This window comes from Streptomyces sioyaensis (assembly GCF_004122735.1).
GTDB lineage: Bacteria > Actinomycetota > Actinomycetes > Streptomycetales > Streptomycetaceae > Streptomyces > Streptomyces sioyaensis.
This window is the reverse complement of sequence record NZ_SDIF01000232.1, coordinates 1-4698: the sequence shown is the minus strand read 5'-3', so window position 1 is coordinate 4698 and position 4698 is coordinate 1. Positions and strand designations below refer to the sequence as shown.

General features: G+C 70.9%; 2 protein-coding genes. Both read left to right on the top strand.

Annotation, left to right across the window (positions count from 1 at the left end; genetic code table 11):
• The first annotated feature begins 86 nt into the window (after window positions 1-86).
• The gene (locus EST54_RS33295) at window positions 87-2423 is read left to right on the top strand and encodes a bifunctional polysaccharide deacetylase/glycosyltransferase family 2 protein (RefSeq protein WP_244942671.1); all 2337 of its coding nucleotides are present in this window, start codon (window positions 87-89) and stop codon (window positions 2421-2423) included.
• Window positions 2424-2735: 312 nt separating this feature from the next.
• Complete coding sequence (locus EST54_RS33290; RefSeq protein WP_161989342.1) at window positions 2736-4658, top strand: transglycosylase domain-containing protein; 1923 nt, start codon at window positions 2736-2738, stop codon at window positions 4656-4658.
• Window positions 4659-4698: the final 40 nt, after the last annotated feature.

Genomic DNA, 4698 nt, shown 5'->3' with positions numbered 1-4698 from the left:
ACCCCGCCCCCCGCCCCTGCCCACTCCTCCAAGGGGCGCGCCCTCGGCTCGTCCCACAAGCCCGTGAAGTGATCCAAGGCCCCGACGTGACCGACCGCCGACACCGAGACGCCCCCGGCCGCCGCCCCGACCGCACCGGCCGGATCACCCCCCGCGCCCACTGGCTCCTGCTGAGCGTGCTCGCGGTGACCCTGTCAGCGGCCCTCCTGCTCCAGGGCTACACCCAGCACATGTTCGGGATCACCTCGGACGCCGTGACCGGTGCCCGGGGACGGCACGAGACGGTGCCCCGTCAGGTGACCCACGGCGGCCCCGTGATCGCGGACGCCGCCACCTCCGCGCACACCGCCCGGGTCGAGGACCGCACCCTCGCGCTCACCTTCGACGACGGACCCGACCCCGTCTGGACGCCGCGCATCCTGGACGCGCTGCGCCGCAACCATGTGCACGCGACGTTCTTCGTCGTCGGAACCCAGGTCGTGGCCCACCCGGAGCTGGTCCGCCGGATCGTCGCCGAGGGCCACCAGATCGGCATCCACACCTTCACCCATCCCGACCTGGCCCGCCTCGCCCCCTGGCAGCGTTCCCTGGAGCTGCGGGAGACGCAGCTGGCGGTGGCCGGCGCCGCGGGGGTCACCACCGCACTGCTCAGGCCGCCGTACTCCGCGGAGAACGACGCGCTGGACGATGCCGACTGGTCCGTCCTCCAGCAGGCGGACACGGCCGGCTATGTCACGGCGCTCACCACACAGGACGCCGAGGACTGGCAGCGTCCCGGTGCGGACCGCATCGTCGCCCGTGCCACACCCCGCGGCCACGCCGGGCAGATCGTGCTGATGCACGACGGCGGCGGTGACCGGTCACAGACCGTCGCCGCGCTGAACACCCTGATCCCACGGCTCAAGGCGCACGGCTTCCGGTTCGCGACGGTCGGCGCCTCGGTCGCCATGGCCGGGCCGGTCCGGCGCGCCGGGCTCGGCGACCATCTGCAAGGCCTGGCCCTCATCGAGCTGCTCCAGGCCGGCGACTGGACCGTGTGGCTGCTCGGCGTGCTGCTGTGTGTGGCCGGAGCGATCAGCGTGCTGCGCGCGGCGGTCTTGGTGATCGCGGCCCGCCGGCACCGGCGGCTGCGGACGGCGGGCCGCGGCCGGTCCTGGGGGCCGCCGGTGACCGAACCGGTCAGCGTCATCGTCCCCGCGTACAACGAGAGCGCCGGGATCGAGGCGGCCGTGCGCTCACTGCTCGCCTCGGACCACCCGGTGGAGATCATCGTGGTGGACGACGGTTCCACCGACGGCACCGCCGACCTGGTGGAGTCGCTCCACCTGCCGGGGGTGCGGGTGATCCGGCAGCGGAACGCGGGCAAGCCCGCCGCGCTCAACACGGGACTCGCCGTCGCCTCCTGCGAGCTGGTGGTCATGGTCGACGGCGACACGGTCTTCGCCCCCGACACCGTCCGCACGCTCGTGCAGCCCTTCGCCGACCCCGGGGTGGGCGCCGTCTCGGGCAACGCCAAAGTCGTCAACCGCGGTGGCCTGCTGGGCCGTTGGCAGCACATCGAGTACGTGGTCAGCTTCAACCTCGACCGCCGGCTGTTCGACCTCGCCGAGTGCATGCCGACCGTCCCGGGGGCGGTCGGCGCGTTCCGCCGTCGGGCGCTGTTCGCCCTCGGCGGCGTCAGCGACGTCACCCTCGCCGAGGACACCGACCTCACCATGGCGCTGTGCCGCGCCGGCTGGCGGGTGGTCTACGAGGAAGGCGCGGTGGCCTGGACGGAGGCGCCCGCGTCACTGAACGCCCTGTGGCGGCAGCGGTACCGCTGGTGCTACGGCACGCTCCAGGCGATGTGGAAGCACCGCGGCGCTCTGGTGCAGCGCGGCGCCGCCGGAAAACTGGGCCGACGCGGCCTGGTCTACCTCCTCCTCTTCCAGGTACTGCTCCCGCTGCTCGCACCCGTCGTGGACGTCTTCGCCCTCTACGGGCTGCTCTTCCTCGACCCGGTCCGGATCATCGGGCTCTGGCTGGCCTTCCTGCTGCTGCAACTCCTGGTGGGCCGGTACGCGTTCCGCCTTGACGGGGAACCGCCCGGCCCGCTGTGGAGCCTGCCGTTGCAGCAGTTCGTCTACCGGCAGCTGATGTACCTGGTGGTGATCCAGTCCGTCTTCACCGCCGTTGCGGGCTCCCGCCTGAGATGGCAGCGCATGGAGCGGTACGGCAGCCTCCAGACGGCGGTGGGAGCCAAGGCGCCCGTCCATGACCTGCCTCTGCCCGATCCCGGCTCTGCGCACTCGGCGCCGTACGACCGTGTGCCGCGGCAGGCGCCGTACGACCGTCAGCCGCAGCAGGCGCCGTACGACCCCTTCCACCAATGGGCACCGTACGACGGCCTTCCGCAGCCCCCACCCCACAACGGTTTCCGGTAGCCCGCACCGCACCGCACGACACCGCAGCCGCACCAAGTAGCACTGAATTACAGCGAGTTGTACCGAGTTGTACCGAGAGGACAGTGATCCGAGCCCATGAGCGGACACCGACGCCGACCGTCGCAGCAGTCCCACGGCGGCAGGCTTGTCGAGGGTGTCCGCACCATCGGCAACCGCGCCGCACGGAACCGGCCCTTCGGACCGGGCACGTCAGGCCGTGCGCGGAGAGCGGCGCCGGAGCAGAGACAGGGGAGACGGTGGATCGACTACCCGCGCCGGGGCAGGACGGGCCCGCGCCGCTGGCTGCCGTCGGTGCGCCAGCTGCTGGCGGTCTTCCTGCTCTTCTTCGGCTGTACGACAGCGGCCGTGGGCTATGCCTACGCCACGGTCACCATCCCCGACCCCAACCCCAGTACGCTGCTGCAGAACAACGTCTACTACTGGTCGGACGGCAAGGTCCTGGCCACCGACGGCAGCGTCAACCGGCAGAACATCCCGGTCTCGCAGGTCCCCGCCGACGTGCGGTGGGACTTCATCGCCGCGGAGAACGCCTCCTTCTACACCGACCCGGGCATCGATCCGCAAGGCATCCTCCGTGCCGTCTTCCACATGGCCGAGGGCGGCTCCGTGCAGTCCGGGTCGACGATCACCCAGCAGTTCGTCAAGAACACCTACCTTGACCAGTCGCAGACGGTCGCGCGGAAACTCAAGGAACTGCTGATCTCCACCAAGATCGGTGCCGCGATGGGCAAGCAGCAGATCCTCCAGGGGTATCTGAACAGCTGCTTCTTCGGCCGGCAGGCCAACGGCATCCAGGCCGCGGCCCGCATGTACTACGGCGTTCCGGTGCAGAAGCTCAACGCGAGCCAGGGAGCCTTCCTCGCCGCGGCGGTCAACGAGCCGAGCCTCTTCCAGCACGCGGACTCCGACCCCACGGCCAAGGCGAAGGCAAAGGCCCGCTGGTCCTGGGTGCTCGACCGGATGGTGAAGATCGGCAAGCTGACGCCGGGGCAGCGCGCACGGTACGCGGCCGCGGGGTTCCCGACACCCAGGAAGTGGACCCTGGGTTCGGGTCTCCCGGGCCAGACCGGCTACCTGGTCCAGCTCGCCCGGTCGTACGCCCAGGCACACGACCGGAGCATCACCGACGGCAGCCTGAGCAGGGGCGGCTACCAGATACACACCACCTTCGACCGGAAGCGGACCGCAGCACTGGCCAGGGCCGTCGCCAAGGTCCGTGCGCAACGCCTCGACCCCGCCCACCGGTCGGTCGACCGGGACGTCCAGGTCGGAGCCTCCTCGGTCGATCCCAGGACCGGCAGGATCCTCGCCGTCTACGGCGGCTCCGGCTTCGGCCACGGCCACTACTCGGACAACGCCGACACCACCGGCGTCCCGGTGGGCTCGACGTTCAAGCCCATCGTCCTCGCCGCCGCCCTCCAGCACCGAGCCGTACTGAAACCCGGCGAGCCCCCGGCGCCGATCACCCCGGCCAGCAAGTTCAACGGTGACGACGGCATCAAGATCAAGGACCAGCAGGGCAACTACGTCACCGACGACAAGGACCCCACCGGCCTCCTCCACCAGCACAACGACACCCGCCGGCGCTGGGGCTACATCTCGCTGCGCAAGGCGATGGAGCAGTCGGTCAACACGCCGTACGTGCAACTGGGGGAGGACGTCGGCCACCCGAACGTGGTGAGCACGGCGCAGGCCCTCGGCCTGCGCCCCGACAGCCTCGCCGCCCCCAGCGCCGGCTTCTACATCGGTACCTCGACACCGAGCGCCATTCGTATGGCAGGCGCCTACTCGACCTTCGCCGCCTCCGGAATGCGGGCCACTCCCTACTCGGTGACCAAGGTGACCCACAACGGCTCCGCCCTCCCCGGCTTCACCGCCCCCGCCCCCGTACGGGCGCTGCCGAGCGCCATCGCCGACAACGTGACCGACGTCCTCCGGGGCGTCATAGCCAAGGGCACCGGCACCAAGGCCCAGGCCCTCGGCAGGACGGCCGCGGGCAAGACCGGGACCACCGACGATTACCACTCGGCCTGGTTCGTCGGCTACACCCGCCAACTGGCCACTTCGGTGGTCCTCTTCCGCGAGGATCCGGCCCACCCCCAGCTGCAGTCCCTGGTGGGCGTCGGCGGCCTGCAGAAGGTGTTCGGCGGCGACATCCCCACCGAAATCTGGACCCGGTACATGACCGACGCCCTCACCGGCCTCCCCGAGTAGGGAGTGGCCCGCATTCCGGAGGCGGCGAAGGTCGAGTAGG